The sequence below is a fragment of the Streptosporangium sp. G12 genome (genome assembly GCF_052983175.1).
On the sequence record NZ_JBRIQO010000005.1, the window covers coordinates 187,678 to 203,601 of the forward strand.

The following is a 15,924-nucleotide window of genomic DNA, read 5'->3' on the forward strand; positions in this document are numbered from 1 at the left end:
TTCGGAGGTTGATCTGGATAAAATATATCTAGATTGTTGACGGTGGATTCGCCGGCGTGCGACGCCATCAAGGAACATGTCGCCGACCCTGGGCGAGCAGAAGGGCGCGGGTCAGCACTTACGTCGAGGACTCCGGCCGATCGCCGCCTCTCTGGAAAAACCGTCCAGCCTTTGAAGATATCGCCGTCCGACACCGGTGACATATCCCTCAACGACATCCCTGACTGCCGGCGGCGCGCGCCAGAGCCGTGATCAGCCGGCGGAGCGGAGGCCGAAGTGGCCGCCGTGACGCAGATGACCGGCAAGAACCGTCGCTCGCAGCAGGGGACGGCGCATCGGGCCGGGCCCTGTCCGGCAATCAGCACCACAGCCGCGCACAGGACACGGCTGTGAATCAAGAGAGAAACCGCACGGCGGCGGCATGTGCCGCGCCGCCGATCGCAATCACCTGTCGAACCGGTGACGCACGGCGTGCGATTCACCGACGTCAAGAAAGATGGACCCCAGATGGACCTGAAACTCGAACTCATCGTGCTGCCCGTATCCGACGTCGACCGGGCCAAGGCCTTCTACGAGGCGGCGGGATTCCGTCTGGATCTCGACAAGGCCGTCAGTGAGAACTGGCGCGCGGTGCACTTCACACCGCCGGGCTCCGAGTGCTCGATCATATTCGGCGAGGGGATCACCTCCGCCGCGCCCGGCTCGGTCCAGGGCCTCTACCTCGTCGTCTCCGACATCCAGGAGGCCCGCACCGAGCTCGTCGGCCGCGGCATCGAGGTGAGCGAGATCTTCCACGATGCCGGAGGGCTCTTCTACCACGGCCACGACGGCGGAGAGGTCGCCCACCAGATCGAGGGCCAGGGGCCGATGGCCGGCCCGCACCCCGACCATGCCGACTACGGTTCCTACGCCACCTTCAGCGACCCGGACGGCAATGGCTGGGTGCTCCAGGAGGTCAAGAAGCGGGCCCCCGGCCGCTGACACCACGCCGGCCCTCCAACGCCGCCAAGGGTCGTGACCAGTCCAGATGGCGCCGTGGAACACACTGAACCGCGCCGGGACCGATGGGGGCCCCGGTGTGCCCGGCCACGAACACGGCGCGGTTCAGCCGGCCCGCCGGGGACGCGCTCCCTCACGCCTGGCTCTCACAGCTGCGAGTGCGGGCCGGCACGCCTCCATGAGCAGGGCGGATCCAACCGATCGCCCTGCGCAGGCATCGGGTCAACGCGATATCCATGAAACGCGTCCGGCGGTGACGGCTCGCCGGCCGTACGTGGTCTTCCCTGGCCTCCTGGAAGGAGGATGTAGTTTCTGCCCATGACGCGGAGCTTGTCCGGGATCAGGAAATTTCCGGTGTTGGTCCTGGCGTGCTTGGTGGGCTGCACCTCCACACCTCGAGCCGTGTGGCCCACCGCGGCGACCCCGCAGGTCACGGCGAGCGCCGCACAAAGCCGCTATGGCCCCTTCTCCGGACAGCCGCTCGGCCCCGGTAGCGGGATTCGTCTGCTCGTCGGCGGCGACGGCCCGGCCGGCCTGGTCCCGGCGATACTGAGCGTCGACACCGGCGCCTCGACGCCCGTCACGGGCCTGCCGGATCCGGACCCGCGCCTCACCCTCTCGACCTTCGTCCACGGCAGGCACACCGTGATCGTGGTGAGCGGACCGGCGGTCGACCAAGGACGGCTGTACCTGCTCAAGGGCGCCGAGGCGCGCAAGCTGGCCACCGGCTGGTACGCGTTCCCCACCTTCGACGACTCCGGCTTCTGGATCACGGACCGGCCGGTCCACGACGGTCCGTGCACCGTGCGGAAGCAGGCCGAGGACGGGAAGGTCCTACGCCGTCCCCGCTGGAGCCACTGCGGTGCGTTACCTTTCCTTGACACCCCGTACGGCCTGCACGCCAAACACAGGGACGAGTCGATCCTCCTGACCCATGACAGCCTGCGGAAGACCGGCAGATACCCCCAGATCATCGCGGCGACGTCCCAGGAATTGCTGGTGAAGCAGCGAGACGGGAACCTCGCCCTGGTGACCCCCGGCACCGAGGAGGAGCGGCCGGTCGGCAGGCCGACCGGAGCGGGCGAGATCAAGGACGGCGAGGTCAGCCCCGACGGCAGGTACATCGCCGTCCCGTTCCTCTCCCCCACCACGGGGGCCCACGAACATCTCGACGTCTGGGTGCTGGACACGAAGACCCTGCGATGGGCGCACCTGCCGTCGACGCCCGTGCCCGTCGACGTCAAGACCCGCAGGATGCGCTGGACACCGAACGGGCGGCTGGTGCTCGCGGGCGCCTTCGTCACGACCACGGCCGCCTATCCGCAGGAGAGCGACCACACCAGCATGATCGCCACCTGGAGGCCCGGCGAGCAGGCGCTGTCCATCAGGCGACTCCCCCTGAACTGGCAGACCAACCTGGAGATCATCATCCCGTAGGGAACGGGGCCGGTTCCTCACCGGGCGGCGCGCCTCCCGGCGACCCTGACCGGGCGCGCAAACAGCCCCGGCGGTCGGGGCTGAGCCGGCGGTTTAAAGGTCAAAGGCGTCTCGTGCGTCGCGTGGTGCGGTGATCTGGGCTCTTCCGCCTCACCGGACATGGCGAGCAGGGATCGTTCCGTGTATGTTCCGGATCTTCATGAGGGAGGTCGTTCACCGGCAGGGTCCAAGAGGACGTCTCACGCCTGGTCGGCCACCGGAACACGGTGGCCACCGAGACCGTCCGCGGGAAGCCGATCCGGCCAGTGCTCAAAGACGCGTCCGGGATCGGAGACGTGCGGGTCTCAGCTGTCTAGCGTTGCTTGAGGCGGAGTGCCTCTTTGCGGACCTCGACCTGGAGGGCCTGCTCACGCTCCAGCCACGCCGGGTTCTCCGCTTTCAGCGCATCGATCTCAGCGGTGGTGAGCGGTCCGGTGATCCCACCTCTGAGCAGGCCCGCAACGGAGACCCTGAGCTTCGCGGCGATGACCTGCTTGGAGTGCGGGCCGTTGCGGCGCAGGTCGACGAGCCAGGCGGGTGGCGTCGACTGCAACTCGTTCAGCTCGTCCCTGGAGACGACACCCGCCTGGAACTCGGCGGGAGTGGCCGAGAGGGGGACACCCAGCTTCTTGGCCGCGGTCGCGGGCTTCATCGTCTGGATGGTCTTCGGTTTGGACGAGGTCATGGCGTCAAGAATAGTCAGCCGGAACAGGTTCCCTCGTCATCGGTACCCTGAGGAAGTGACTGATGCAGAGACCGGCAGGACGTTCCGACTGGCTTACGTGCCCGGGGTGACACCCGCGAAATGGGTCAACGTCTGGACCGAGAGAATGCCCGGCGTGCCGGTTACCCTGGTCGCGGTTCCCGCCGCCGAGGCGGTGGGGCTCCTGCGGAACGGCGGCGCCGACGCCGGATTCGTCAGGCTGCCGGTCGACCGGGACGGGCTCAGCGTGATTCCTCTCTACCTGGAGACCACGGTGGTCGTGGTTCCCAAGGACCACGCGGTGACCGCCGCCGACGAGGTGTCCGTCGCCGACCTTGCCGACGAAGAGGTGTTCCATCCTCTGGACGACAGCATCGAGTGGACGGTCCGGCCCGGACTGCCCGCGTTCACCCGCCCGGCCACGACGGAGGACGCGGTCGAGCTGGTGGCGGCCGGCACCGGGATTCTCCTGGTCCCGCTGTCGCTGGCGCGCCTCCACCACCGCAGGGACCTCACCTACCGGCCGGTGCCGGACGCGCCGCAGTCTCAGATCGCGCTGACCTGGCCCACGGACGCGACCACTGACCTGGTGGAAGATTTCATCGGCATCGTCCGCGGCCGGACGGTGAACAGCTCGCGGGGTCGTACCCCCGCCGCCCCCGCGACCCCTGCGACCCCTGCGATCCCTGTGCGGAAACCGGCACAGCGGCAAGCGCAAAAACCCGCGCAGAACGGCTCCGGCCGCCGGGCCGTGCCGGCCGGCCGTAAGAGGAAGGGCAACCGGCCTCGGTGACCCCGCCCTGCCGATCTGTCGCTGATCATGCTGCTTCGTCTTACGGAAAACCGTGAGCAACACGATCGTCCTATCCGGAGCACATCGGTACGCCACCCGAGACGTGCTGCTCGCCCTCCGGCGATATCGGTTCGGATCGCACACCAGAGTTCGATGTGCGATCCTCACCGACCCCGCGGGGCGGGACGGAGGAGCCGGGGAGGGTTCTGCTCTGCGCGAAGCCGGCAGAACTCGAACGCGCCGTCTACCTATGGTGAGGCATGGCCTCCTCTGTCCCGCCGCTGCGTCCGGCGATCGATCGGACCGATCCCAAGCCGTCCTCGGCTCGCGAGCCGCTGTGGCGGCACGCGCTCGGTGAGTGTCTCAGAGGTCTTCGTCACGAGCGGGGCGAGAAGTTGAGTGAGACGGCGCGGCGCGCCGGCGTCTCGCCGCAGTATCTCTCCGAGATGGAACGAGGCCTCAAAGAGCCGTCGAGCGAAATGATCGCTGCGGTCGCCGGCGCGCTGGATGTCACCCTGGTCGATCTGACCCTTGCCGTTGCCGAGAGCTTGCGGCCTGCTCAGAGCAGCACGTCCAGAGGGGCCACCTGCTCGGCGGCATATGCTCTGGCCGCGTAGCGTGGCCTGCCGGGATCATCCGCGAGCCTATGAACGCTCCTCGATGATCTCGTCGAGGAGCCCGTACTCCAAGGCCGCGGTCGCGGTGAACACGCGATCGTGATCGGTGTCGGCGCGTAGGGTCTCGATGGTCTGGCCCGTGTGCCGTGACAGTATGCGCTCGATGTCCGCTCGGACACGTACGACCTCGTCGGCTTGCAAGATGAGATCGGGGATCGTTCCGCGCCCCTGAGCAGCCGGTTGGTGCAGGATCACTCGTGCGTGCGGGAGAGCGGCACGTTTTCCTTCGGCGCCCGCGGCGAGAAGGACGGCACCCACCGCGATGGCCTGTCCAACGCAGGTTGTCTCAACCCGCGGGCGGATATAGCGCATGGTGTCGTATATCGCGAGCATTGCGCTCGGATCCCCGCCTTCACAGTTGATATAGAACTGTATGGCACCATCGGGGTTGTCTGACTCCAGGAAAATAAGCTGTGCGACGAGCGCGTTCGCGACGCCCGCATCAATTGCGGTTCCCAGATAGACGATTCGCTCGGTGAGCAGGTGCGAGTAGACATCCATGATCCGCTCGCCACGAGGATTCCGGGCGATGACATTGGGGATCGTGTATGTGGTCACTGGCCGACTCCTTCGGTGACGCCGAATCCGGGCCGCGGGCGATCGTGTGGCGCGATTTCGGTGAAGCTCTGGACGATTGCGTCTATGAAGCCGTAGTCCAGTGCCTCTTGCGCCGTGTACCAGCGGTCATGCAGAGAGTCCTCGAATATGCGCTCTACGGACTGACCCGTGTCCTCGGCGATAAGACCGAGCACCGTGTCGCGAGTATGCCGAAGATCGTCGGCCTGCAGTTCGATGTCGACCGCGGTGCCGCCGATTCCGGCGGAGCCTTGGTGCATCAGGACACGTGCGTGCGGCAGGGCGCGGCGCTTCCCTCGGGCACCCGATGACAGCAAGAACTGCCCGGCGCTGTAGGCGATGCCCAGCACGAGGGTCGATACGTCACAGGGAATGAGTCGAATGATGTCACGGATCGCAAGCATCGATGGAACCGAGCCGCCCGGGGAGTGAATCCACAATGCGATATCGGTCGACGCATCCTGCGTGGCGAGTGCTATCAATTGCGTGGCGAGCAACGTCCCGTTGTCATCATCGAGAGGGCCGTCGAGAACGAGAACACGCCGCTCGTAAAGCTGATGTCTCACCCGCGCGTTGAACAGTGGAAGTTTCGATTCTTCGCCCATGCGTCCATCATGTGGGGCGATCCGGATCAGCGTCGACACGATCCGCCTGGGGCAGATCTGCTCTGAGCAGAGAGAACTCGGTTTCCGGCCCGGTTGATAGCCTCCCTTCCCCTTTTTCTCGCCCTTCGCCGTCTCCGCCACCCCCTCCCTCCGCCCGGCAGGTATTCCCGCTTCCCTGCTGCGAACCCCGTCCTGCTTCATCGTCATCGTCCGGCGCAGAGCGCCTTTCTTCCCTCCGCCGTACCGCTTCCCTCGCTCCTCCGGCCTGAGACGGCACCTCCACCGCGTCAGTGGTGGCTTGAGGCGGAGGCCGTGAATGTCATCTTCGGGGGTTAATCACTCACGCCCCATTCCGAAGATCGGATACGGGGCGTTCCGGCCGGTGGGCACTACTGGGTTCGAACCAGTGACATCTCGCCTTCAAGGCGATCCGAGCAGGGGCGTGACCAGGGCGGATACCGACCCTGGCCTGGGCGTACAATCCACGACCGTCCACCGGCGTCCGCCCCCGTCCGGGGTCGTTGTCACCCAGTTGGTCACTCAGATATGAAACGCGGCCAGACGGCGCGGCGGCAACGCGAAAGCCCGCAAGGGAGAGAAGAACACCGGACCTGCGGCATCCATCGTGGGCACGATCACCCCGTACGTCGACCGCGAGGCGTATCGAGCACCATGGCCGAGTCGCCGAAGTCAGCCACGATCTTGAGCTGCTCCCCGAGCGCCGTCACGTAAGCGGCCAGGGTGGCCACTTCGCTGATCACTCCGCTCTCGATCTGTGAGACGCGGGCCTGTGACACGCCCATCTCCTGAGCGACATCCTCCTGCCGTAGACCGATCTTGCGTCTGGCTTCAGGATCCGCCCAGCGCACCTACAGGCACGGAGGCGTTGGACGAAGCCCTCGGAGGAGATCGCGGACCCCGGCCCCCCGCGTTCGCTCAGTCTTCGCCGTAATAGGCGCGCAGCTCGCGGCGTGCCTGGCGACGGCTGCGGCGGCGCTCCTCGCGGCGGAAGTAGTTCCACTCCCGGCTCCCGTCACTGCCGCCGTAACAGCACCAGAAGTAGATACTGGCGCGCCAGTGACAGCCGCCCGTACGGTGATCCAAATCCACGCTGTCGGCGGTGATCTCGTCGGGCAGGGTGCACGGCCCGAACCGATGATCATGCACGGCACGACAGGTCACCATCGGCGCGTCGGCGATTCGCACCCACCAGGGCCGGGTCTTGTCGGTCTTGCTCATACGGTCACCTTTCGGCTCCGTGACGCCCCGGGCTGGGGCTGTCACAAGACCGGATGCACCGTGATCACCTCCGACTTCGCACCAGAAATATCCGGATCACAAGCGACATCGCCGCTCAAAGATCCTGATGTCCACACTACCGAGAGCCGCGGAAGCACGCGCGTGACCAGACCGGCCCTTCCAGGTGATCCGACCATGGCCCGCCAGGCTCGGCCCCCTTTTCACGCGGCCCGGGAACATCACGTCAGCTCCGGTGAGGGTGAAGTGGCAGTGTCGGTCCGTGGTTCACGGAACTCCGGTCACCATGCGCGCCCTTGGCAGGCAGCGATCCACATTCGGCCGGCTCCAAGATCGTGATGAAAGTTTCAGGTGCTTTTATCGTCGGCATTCTGCGCCGACACACCATAGGACGCGTATATGCCCGGAGCGAGTCGCCGAAAGTTTTACACGGATCTTGACACGTTTCGGAGATGTTTCCACACTAAGTCCCCGGAGCGGTTTCCACTGCCGGGTGGTGATGCAGGGGCCGCCGATCACGACGCCCTCGTGGTACGCGTTCCGGTGCCGGGACGAGGAGGCGAGCGGTGCGGTGCGGAGCCGCCGTACCGAAGACCACTCGGAGATGGCCGTCACGTGCTGATCCCGATGAGGGGCTCACCCGAAGAGAAGGAACACCACAGTGCGACGACGTGTGAGTGAGACTCCGGCGCCTCGTGCCGCCAGGAGAGTCCGATCAGTGCCCGGGCCGCGGGACGGGTGGGTGAAGCGTGCGATGGCCGCGGCGCTCGTCGTCCTTGGGCTGCTCGCGGTGACCGTCGCGACTCGGCCGGCATCGGCCGCCGACAATCCCTATCAGCGAGGTCCCGACCCTACTTTGGCCAGTGTGGCCGCCACCAGGGGGAGCTTCGCCACCGCGCAGATCAGCGTGCCGCCCGGGAACGGCTTCGGCGGCGGGGTGATCTATTATCCGACGGACACCGGCCAGGGGACTTTCGGCGCGGTCGCGATCGTGCCCGGCTATTCCGCCCTGTTCGCCGACGAAGAGGCCTGGATGGGCCCCTGGCTCGCCTCCTTCGGCTTCGTCGTCATCGGAATCGAGACCAACAGCCGCACCGACGGCGCCGACCCCCGAGCGACCCAGTTGCTCGCCGCGCTGGACTATCTCACCCAGCGGAGTCCGGTACGCGACCGCGTCGACTCCAGCCGGTTGTCGGTGGTCGGCCACTCCGCGGGTGGCGCCGGCGCCCTCATCGCGGCGCTCCGGCGCCCCTCGCTGAAGGCCGCGGTCGGGCTCGCACCCGGCTCGCCCACGGGGAACTTGAACCTGGCCGGTGACCAGGTGCCCACGATGTTCATCTCCGGGCAGAGGGACACGGTGGTCACGCCGTCCTACCTCAACGGGTTGTACAGCACTCTCCCGGCCACGGCACAGAGCGCCTGGGTGGAGATAACCGGCGTGGACCACCTGTTCGCGACGAGGGCGAACACGACCGAGATGCGGACGCTGATCCCGTGGCTGAAGATCTTCGTTGACAACGACACCCGGTACACCCAGTTCCTGTGCCCGTTGATGGACTCCACCGGCATCTCGATGTACCGCAGCAAGTGCCCATACGTGCCGCCAGGCGACCCGTCGCCCTCGCCTTCGGTCACCCCGTCACCTTCGCCTTCGGTCACCCCCTCGCCCTCCCCGTCTGCGGGCGCCTGCACCGCGAGCTACCGCACCACGAACTCGTGGCCGGGCGGCTATCAGGGCGAGGTCACGGTGCGGGCAGGCGGCTCGGCGGTCAGCGGATGGACCGTCAGATGGACGCCGGGCAACGGCCAGACGGTCAGCCAGGTGTGGAACGGCACGCTGGCCGCCGACGGCCTCGCGGTAACGGTGACGAACGCCTCTTACAACGGCTCGATCCCGGCGTCCGGCACGACCACCTTCGGCTTCCTGGCCGGCGGTACTCCGTCGACCCCCTCCCTCACCTGCAGCAGCCGCCCGTGACACCCGTCCGGCACGCCGTGGCCACCAGCCGTCAGATGCCACCGCCCCCTCCCTCCCGGCGTCGCCGGGCCATCTCTCCACGACAGAAGCCCCGCCTGCGGCACGACGGCCGTCGTACGAGACCCGGCACTACCTGGGTGAGATTCCTGCACGCCGGATGAGCCGGATGACAGCGGAATGGCACAGGTGCGCGCTCACACGGCTCGATCACCTAAGCGAGGTGTGACTGAACGATGCGGCAGAGAAGGCTGGATCGAAAGATAAGCCCTTGACCTATTAACGCAGGTCAAGGGCTTGTGGTGGGCACTATTGGGTTCGAACCAGTGACATCTCGCTTGTAAGGCAACCCAGGAGGGGGCGAGACCATGCCTGATACCCGCCCTCACCTGCGGATACAGTCCACGGTGGTCTACCGACGTCCAGCCTCGTCCATGGTCGTTGTCACTCAGTTGGTCACCCAGGAAACCTCTTAGCGTGGATCCGTCCAGCTCACTTCCGGCATGGCCGACCGCGTTCTACAGCACAGGTAGGGCGTGAACTTATGGACGTGCTCATGTCTACTGATCTTTACTTATTGCCGATAATTCTCCGAGGCGGGTAGACCGACGCATTGAAGCGGTCCGGGCGCGTGGTGCGGGCCAGCCGGCGGCGGAAGTAGGCCAGGAGCGAGGGGTCGAAGGCGGTGTCGTGCAACCCGAGCCCGCAAGCGGCCTTCCATCGCAGGTCACAACGCAGTTCCTGGACGGTCTCGAAGTCCGATAAGCCATGCAGGGCCTGTAACGTGATCGCGGCCGCCAAGACCTGAGGCGGCATGCTGGGGCGACCGTTGGCCGAGGGGTACATGTCGGCGAACATCGACGCGGGAAACAGCCGATCACGGTGCTCGGCCAGGAACGCGAACACGCTCCCGGGCGGGATCAGCTCCCGGCAGGTCTGCCACACATCCGGCCCAATTGTCTCCCCGGCCCATTGCCCCATCACCACGAGACATGAGTCTGGCCCCGCCGATCACGTAGCGGAGCCAGAACCCAAGATCTTCATTGATCTTCTAGCGGCTTTCAAGACCGCTGTTGATCCCTACCAACGCTTACTCTGACCTGGCATTACGGCCAGGTTGTTTCCGAAATCCACAAGATTGATTCACGCCACGGCTGCGTCGCCTGAACAGTTCGATGCGACACGGGCTATCAAGGCCAGAGAGTCTCACATCCCTCACAAAGAGATTTACACATCCTTTGCTCGCAAATGAGACATGCGCATTTACTCGGGAATGATGCCCAGCAGCCCCTGCGATGAAAACCAATCGCGGTCGAGAAACCGCCCACTGACTCTTCCCAAAACACATAGATACTCCTCTAGCTGCCCTTCTAGTGAATTAATGTCATATCTCAGATCCTCCCAGTAAATGCGATATTCTTCCTCATCATAGATGGTTCCATCCCATACACCATCGTGGATGTAGGAGAGTTCATCGATTTCTCCAATACCGTAGATGCATGAGACATCGAAAACGCGCTGGCCGCCTAGGCTGAGGGCCTCCGGAGATGACCTAAATCCATTGAGATAAAGAACTAGGGACCAGCCGGGAGCAAGGCGGGTAATCCAAGCCCGATGCGACCCCTCGGACGTAGAACCGTAGAATTCCATAGCATCCTGAAAGTCGCACACGACTGTCGTCTCCGCTTCGATGTGCAGCCGCCGGGCCACCTCGCCGATGTCTTCGATGCTGACCCATTGGGCCATAAAGAAGTCATGGAGTCCATGTTCACGCAGGAGACTATGTTGATTTTCGGTAGGAAGGGCATTCATAGAAGATATCCAGATTCTGTACGACGACGGCGAGAGGAAGGCGGGCGAGAAGTTTAGCAACGCCACTCCTCGCCCGCCTCCTAGGACAGGTTCATCTGGCGAATCTTAAGATTCGATGAGAACCCAGAATTTAGTGCCTCGTCCTACTCGAAATTGTGTATAGAACTTTTCGAGCTCCGTCCCGTGCAAGCCGTTTTGCACGGCATTTACAGCTTTCAAGGAAAAATTCCCTTGAGCATAAGCGGCTCCTTGGAGGGTTGACGCGAACGGGTACTCGTCGCAGGAGTTGCCCATTCCCCTGGGTAGTTTATCTGGCGTGTTCGGCGCACGATACTTTTCCGGCATGTAGTATTTGCAGTAGTTTATGGTCCAGGCGTGGCGAGCACGCTCTTTCTCGCGACTCTCGTATTCAGCCTCGGTCGCCGGCGGGACCGATAGGGACGGCGGGAGAAGCCAGTGCATTTCCCTTTCCGTCCCCACATCCATATGCAGCTCTCTCTTAGAGAAATAATTTCTGTTGTGGTCATAGGTCGGGATTGTGCCTTCAGCGTCGGCCTCGGTCTTGGTTATGCCACGGGTCAGCGGCTTCCCTGCCGGGTTGTTGGCACCAGGAGCCCCCCAGTTGCCGGGGATCGCCTTGTTCTGCCCGCCTACTGGGAGATATCGGCTGGGCGGATAACTTGCATTACCCCAATTATGGCCCGGCCGAAGCGGCGGAAAAGTCTGAGAGTTGCTAGAGTTCAGCGCTTCCTCAATATGCTCGATGACCTCGATGAATCTCTTGTCCCTGGACTTGGACATAATGAACACACGCTTGGATCGAGTGTTGACACAGCCGCCGGTGTGGTCCGGGACATCATCATTACCGGCACCGAAAGTCTTCCTATCGCACCGGAAATTTGGCACCCATTTGAAATTATGGGGTTCTTCGCTGCCGTGGCGCCGCACGCCAATCGTCAGGCCGTGCTCGTCCTTGACCTCTTGGCTCCAGAGATTGAGGACCGTTATTCCGTCATCTGTATGAAGCAGAAGGCTTGGCGTGAATGAACAGATCATTGTGCTGGCGGAGGGAACTGATGCGCTGATGAGGAACGTCTCGTCAGGCCTGGAATACCATTCCGAAACATCCTTGTGCTTTGTTTCGTCATCAGGGGCACACTCGCCATTACTACCACTCCGGGCGCCGGCCAGCAGCCCTGCAGTGATGGGCAGGCCGCCCATTCTATTCCCTGAGAACTTAACCTCTCCGCCGTCACTATCATCGACAACTGCGAAGTCATCGAGACGGAGGAACATTTTTATGTTGGTTGGCTTCAGTCCGCTTCCCGCGCCGTTGACTACGCTGGTGCCGGTCTTGTCGCCTAGGTAGCTATGAATAACCCATGTGGCGCGGAAGCGAAAAGCGTCGTCGTCATCGAATAGCTCCGTAACGTCCTCCTTTACATGATCAGCAAATATCTTAAAGACGTTGCTCCTCGTGTTCGCTTTCCTCATCTTGCCTGTCTCAGGGTCGTATTCGTAGTCCTGGAGATAGAGGTAGGCGGACCAGCATGAGCTGTAGGGTAGCTCCTCGATGCGAGCGTCATATTCGGCATAGTCAGTTCCGCGCGGGCTGACCCTGCAGTCCTCTAAGCTGGAGTGCTCATAGTCAAAGGTGCCGCTGGTAGTCGCGGCCGCAGTCCGATCCGCGGCCGCTCCGACCTGGGAGGGCTGGGAGTTTTCGGCCGGTGCCCGGGACAATGTCGACGCAGCTGCCCTTTGCTCCGGTTCCGTCTGGGCCTGTAGCCCGGCCGGTGCAGGACCGCCCAGGGTGAGTTTCCAGGAGTCGATTTTTCCGGTGTCGCCGCTGGCGTTGTCGTTGACGCGGAGTTTCCAGGTGCCGTTGATCGGCTCACTGGACAGGTTGACGGTGTAGGTCTGATCGATGTTGTCCGTGTCGCCGCCGGTGTGGCTGTGCAGGGGGTAGGTGCTGCCGTCGGGTGCGACCAGGTCGACTTGGAGGTCACCGATGTAGGTGTGGGCGATATGCACCTCCACAGTGGAGGTGGTCGAGGCGTTACCGGAGTAGCCCGACATTGTGATGGGGGATTCCACCGTGGCATTGTCGGTGATGGAATAGTCGGTCCCATTGGTGCCGGTGGGATTGCCGACGGTGGTGAACGACCAGCTGTGCGGGGCCATAGTGTTGCCTGCGGCGTCCTTGGCCGCGCTCACGGCCACCGTGTACTTGGTGGCCGGGGTCCATGCCTGCGCGGGGGTGAAGGTCAGCACCTTGTTCTCGGCGTCCATCACGGCGTTACCCGCAACCGGCGCATCCGCCGGGTCCTTCACCGCAGCCTGCGCCGCCGACACTGGTTCGCTGAACGTGACCTTCACGGCGGTCGTGACCGCCACCCCAGAGGCGTCCAGACCCGGAACGGTCTCGGTCACCGTCGGCGCCGTCGTGTCCGGCGGTGCCGTCGTGAACGACCAGCTATACGGGGCCGCCATCACGTTACCAGCGGCGTCCTTGGCACCGCTTACTTCAACGGAGTACGCGGTGTTCGGAGCCAGCGGCTGGCTGGGAATGAAGGTCAGGATCCTGGCGGTGCCGTCCATCGCCGATGTCCCCGGGATCGCTGCTCCCGCCGGATCCTCCAGAGTGATCTGAGCCTCAGAGATCGGCTCCCCAAAGGTCGCGCTAACCGCCGTAGTGACCGAAACGTCCGCCGCTCCCGTGGCAGGGTTCGTCGCAGTCACCGTCGGTGCCGTCGTGTCCGGCCCGCTGGTGGTGAACGACCACGTATACGGTTCCATGACGTTTTCCGACGCGTCGATCGCTTCCGACACATCAACGGTGTACCCCATGCCGGGGTGGAGCAGCTGTGCAGGGGTGAAGGTCGCGATCTTTCCGGTGCTGTCGGTAGCGACGGCGCCCTGGACATCGGCGCCCTGCACGGTCTTCACCGCGATCACGGGTTCGCTGACTTCTTCGGTGAACGTTACTTTGATCTGAGAGTCCAGAGGGACCTCGGTGGCATCGCTGGCCGGTTCGGTCGCCAGCACCCGGTGCTAGGGTCTGTCCAGTTAACGGTGTATCTCGGTTTTGATTGGTTCTATCGGGAAGCCGGGGACAGGCGACCTTCAAAGGTGATCGCGAAGGCGTTCAGCGCGGTCTTCCACCGGGTGACCCAGCGTTTGCGGCCCTTGCCGGTGGGATCCAGGCTCATGATCGCCATGTAGACGCACTTGAGCGCGGCCTGCTCGTTCGGAAAGTGGCCACGAGCCTTGACCGCCCGACGGATGCGGGCGTTGACCGACTCGATCGCGTTGGTCGAGCAGATCACCCGGCGGATCTCGGCATCGAAGTTGAGGAAGGGCACGAACTCAGCCCAGGCGTCCTCCCACAACTTCACGATCGCCGGGTATTTGCCGCCCCAGAGCTCGGCGAACTCATAAAACCGCTCCAGCGCGGCAGCCTCGGTTGGCGCGGTGTAGATCGGCCGCATCGCTTTGGCGATGGCGTCCCAGTGCTGGCGGGCGGCGTAGCGGAAGGAGGCGCGCAGCAGGTGCACCACGCAGGTCTGCACGACGGCCAAGGGCCAGACGGTCTCGATCGCCTGCGGCAAGCCCTTGAGCCCGTCACAGACCACCATCAGCGCATCGGCCACGCCTCGGCTCTTGATCTCGGTCAGCACGTGCAGCCAGAACTTCGCGCCCTCTGCGCCATCGCCGGCCCACAGTCCCAGGATGTCGCGCTCGCCGTCGACGGTGACCGCCAACGCCACGTAGATGGGCCGGTTGGCGACCTGACCATCGCGGATTTTGACATGGATGGCATCGATGAAGATCACCGGGTAAACCGGATCCAACGGCCGGTTCTGCCACTCGGCCATCCTCTCCAGCACCTTGTCGGTGATGGTGGAAATGGTCTGCTTGGAGACCTCCGCGCCGTAGACCTCGGCCAGGTGCGCGGAGATCTCCCCGGTGGTCAGCCCCTTGGCCGACAGGGAGATGACCATCTCATCAACGCCCGACAGCCGCCGTTGGCGCTTGCGCACGATCTTCGGCTCGAAGCTGGCGTCCCGATCCCGCGGCACAGTGATCTCCACTGGGCCGACATCGGTCAGCACCGTCTTGGAGCGGGCGCCGTTGCGGGAGCTGCCTGCACCGCGACCGGCCCGATCATGCTTGTCGTAGCCGAGATGGTCGGTGATCTCACCTTCCAGCGCCGATTCCAGCACCAGTTTGGTCAGCCGGCCCAGCAGTCCGTTCTCGCCCACCAGTTCCAGCCCCTCGGCACGGGCCTGGTCGACCAGTCGGCCGACCAGCTCTCGGTCCGAGGTCTCGTCTTTCCGCGTCACCGCGGCTTCCTCCAGGTCCGTGTCTGCGGATGCCTGAATCACAGTACTCATCAGGTGTATCTCCTTGATCAGGAGTTACACCGAAAACCGTACAGTCCCGTCACCGAGACAGGGTGGGAGAACGAGCAGTTCGCGATCTACGTGTGGCGGTCCGTGCGGCAGAAGGGAGACACCAAGACCGTCAAGTCGCGCCGTTCCCTCAAGCTCCCCCGGCGGTGCGTGGACGCGCTGCGGACGCTCCGGGAAGAGCAGGAGAAGGCGGGGACGGAGACGGATCTCGTCTTCTCCACCTCGAAGGGCACCGCCATGAGCGCGGGCAACGTGCGGCGCGACGTACGGAAGATCATTGAGAAGGCGGGACTCCGTGGCACCGACTGGACTCCCCGCGAGATGCGGCACAGCTTCGTCTCGCTGCTGTCGGACTCGGGCGTCCCGATCGAGGACATCTCCCGGCTCGTCGGGCACCGGAACACGGTGGTCACCGAGACCGTCTATCGGAAGCAGATCCGGCCGGTGCTCATGCAGGGGGCGGAGGCCATGGACGACATCTTCGGGAGTTAGTAACCCAGTTAGTCACTCACGCCCCGTTCCGAAGATCGGATACGGGGCGTTTTGGCTGGTGGGCACTACTGGGTTCGAACCAGTGACATCTCGCTTGTAAGGCGAGCGCTCTACCGCTGAGCTAAGCGCCCGGGGAATCCCGTTGGA

15 protein-coding genes and 1 tRNA gene are annotated in these 15,924 nt (G+C 64.2%); 6 read left to right on the forward strand and 10 right to left on the reverse strand.

The window, feature by feature from the left end; all coding sequences use genetic code 11:
• The first annotated feature begins 507 nt into the window (after positions 1-507).
• Positions 508-981, forward strand: coding sequence for a VOC family protein (locus ACVCAG_RS09940; RefSeq protein ID WP_440085084.1), 474 nt, complete (start codon positions 508-510; stop codon positions 979-981).
• 420 nt (positions 982-1,401) lie between these two features.
• The gene (locus ACVCAG_RS09945; protein WP_440085085.1) at positions 1,402-2,436 is read left to right on the forward strand and encodes a hypothetical protein; all 1,035 of its coding nucleotides are present in this window, start codon (positions 1,402-1,404) and stop codon (positions 2,434-2,436) included.
• 352 nt (positions 2,437-2,788) lie between these two features.
• On the opposite strand, the gene ACVCAG_RS09950 is transcribed toward ACVCAG_RS09945, so the two are convergent.
• On the reverse strand, positions 2,789-3,160 hold the full coding sequence (locus ACVCAG_RS09950) for a DUF5997 family protein (RefSeq protein WP_440085086.1): 372 nt from the start codon (positions 3,158-3,160) through the stop codon (positions 2,789-2,791).
• A gap of 55 nt (positions 3,161-3,215) precedes the next feature.
• Here ACVCAG_RS09950 and ACVCAG_RS09955 point away from each other — a divergent pair, with 55 nt between their 5' ends.
• Together ACVCAG_RS09955 and ACVCAG_RS09960 are read left to right on the forward strand one after the other, a co-directional pair.
• Positions 3,216-3,971, forward strand: a complete 756-nt coding sequence (locus ACVCAG_RS09955) for a LysR substrate-binding domain-containing protein (RefSeq protein ID WP_440085087.1) — start codon at positions 3,216-3,218, stop codon at positions 3,969-3,971.
• Between the two features lie 260 nt (positions 3,972-4,231).
• Positions 4,232-4,588 (forward strand): helix-turn-helix domain-containing protein, encoded by a 357-nt coding sequence (locus ACVCAG_RS09960; protein WP_440085088.1) that lies wholly within the window; start codon positions 4,232-4,234, stop codon positions 4,586-4,588.
• 27 nt (positions 4,589-4,615) lie between these two features.
• On the opposite strand, the gene ACVCAG_RS09965 is transcribed toward ACVCAG_RS09960, so the two are convergent.
• The 4 genes from ACVCAG_RS09965 to ACVCAG_RS09980 all read right to left on the reverse strand — a co-directional run bounded on the left by ACVCAG_RS09965 (position 4,616) and on the right by ACVCAG_RS09980 (position 7,068).
• Positions 4,616-5,206 carry an ATP-dependent Clp protease proteolytic subunit gene (locus ACVCAG_RS09965; protein WP_440085089.1) on the reverse strand — a complete coding sequence of 197 codons (591 nt, stop codon included), beginning with the start codon at positions 5,204-5,206 and terminating at the stop codon, positions 4,616-4,618.
• Positions 5,203-5,868 carry an ATP-dependent Clp protease proteolytic subunit gene (locus ACVCAG_RS09970; RefSeq protein WP_440085090.1) on the reverse strand — a complete coding sequence of 222 codons (666 nt, stop codon included), beginning with the start codon at positions 5,866-5,868 and terminating at the stop codon, positions 5,203-5,205. The genes ACVCAG_RS09965 and ACVCAG_RS09970 overlap by 4 nt, the downstream gene beginning before the upstream one ends.
• A gap of 596 nt (positions 5,869-6,464) precedes the next feature.
• Positions 6,465-6,698: a helix-turn-helix domain-containing protein gene (locus tag ACVCAG_RS09975; protein WP_440085091.1), complete on the reverse strand. Its 234-nt coding sequence runs from the start codon at positions 6,696-6,698 to the stop codon at positions 6,465-6,467.
• 67 nt (positions 6,699-6,765) lie between these two features.
• The gene (locus ACVCAG_RS09980; protein WP_440085092.1) at positions 6,766-7,068 is read right to left on the reverse strand and encodes a hypothetical protein; all 303 of its coding nucleotides are present in this window, start codon (positions 7,066-7,068) and stop codon (positions 6,766-6,768) included.
• Positions 7,069-7,828: 760 nt separating this feature from the next.
• Between ACVCAG_RS09980 and ACVCAG_RS09985 the strand changes: the two genes are divergently transcribed.
• Entirely contained in the window at positions 7,829-9,064 is a 1,236-nt protein-coding gene (locus ACVCAG_RS09985) for a poly(ethylene terephthalate) hydrolase family protein (RefSeq protein WP_440085093.1), read from the forward strand.
• A gap of 567 nt (positions 9,065-9,631) precedes the next feature.
• Here ACVCAG_RS09985 and ACVCAG_RS09990 read toward each other — a convergent pair.
• The 4 genes from ACVCAG_RS09990 to ACVCAG_RS10005 form a co-directional block, all read right to left on the reverse strand.
• Positions 9,632-10,042 (reverse strand): transposase, encoded by a 411-nt coding sequence (locus ACVCAG_RS09990; RefSeq protein ID WP_440085232.1) that lies wholly within the window; start codon positions 10,040-10,042, stop codon positions 9,632-9,634.
• A 282-nt stretch (positions 10,043-10,324) separates the two neighbouring features.
• A complete protein-coding gene (locus tag ACVCAG_RS09995) occupies positions 10,325-10,939 on the reverse strand; it encodes a hypothetical protein (protein ID WP_440085094.1) in 615 nt (204 codons plus the stop codon).
• Positions 10,940-10,978: 39 nt separating this feature from the next.
• The gene (locus tag ACVCAG_RS10000; RefSeq protein WP_440085095.1) at positions 10,979-13,918 is read right to left on the reverse strand and encodes an Ig-like domain-containing protein; all 2,940 of its coding nucleotides are present in this window, start codon (positions 13,916-13,918) and stop codon (positions 10,979-10,981) included.
• Positions 13,919-13,968: 50 nt separating this feature from the next.
• Entirely contained in the window at positions 13,969-15,267 is a 1,299-nt protein-coding gene (locus tag ACVCAG_RS10005) for an IS256 family transposase (protein ID WP_440085096.1), read from the reverse strand.
• 3 nt (positions 15,268-15,270) lie between these two features.
• On the opposite strand from ACVCAG_RS10005, the gene ACVCAG_RS10010 reads away from it, so the two are divergent.
• On the forward strand, positions 15,271-15,777 hold the full coding sequence (locus ACVCAG_RS10010) for a tyrosine-type recombinase/integrase (RefSeq protein ID WP_440085097.1): 507 nt from the start codon (positions 15,271-15,273) through the stop codon (positions 15,775-15,777).
• A 56-nt stretch (positions 15,778-15,833) separates the two neighbouring features.
• Here ACVCAG_RS10010 and ACVCAG_RS10015 read toward each other — a convergent pair.
• Positions 15,834-15,908, reverse strand: a tRNA-Val gene (locus tag ACVCAG_RS10015).
• Between the last annotated feature and the right edge of the window lie 16 nt (positions 15,909-15,924).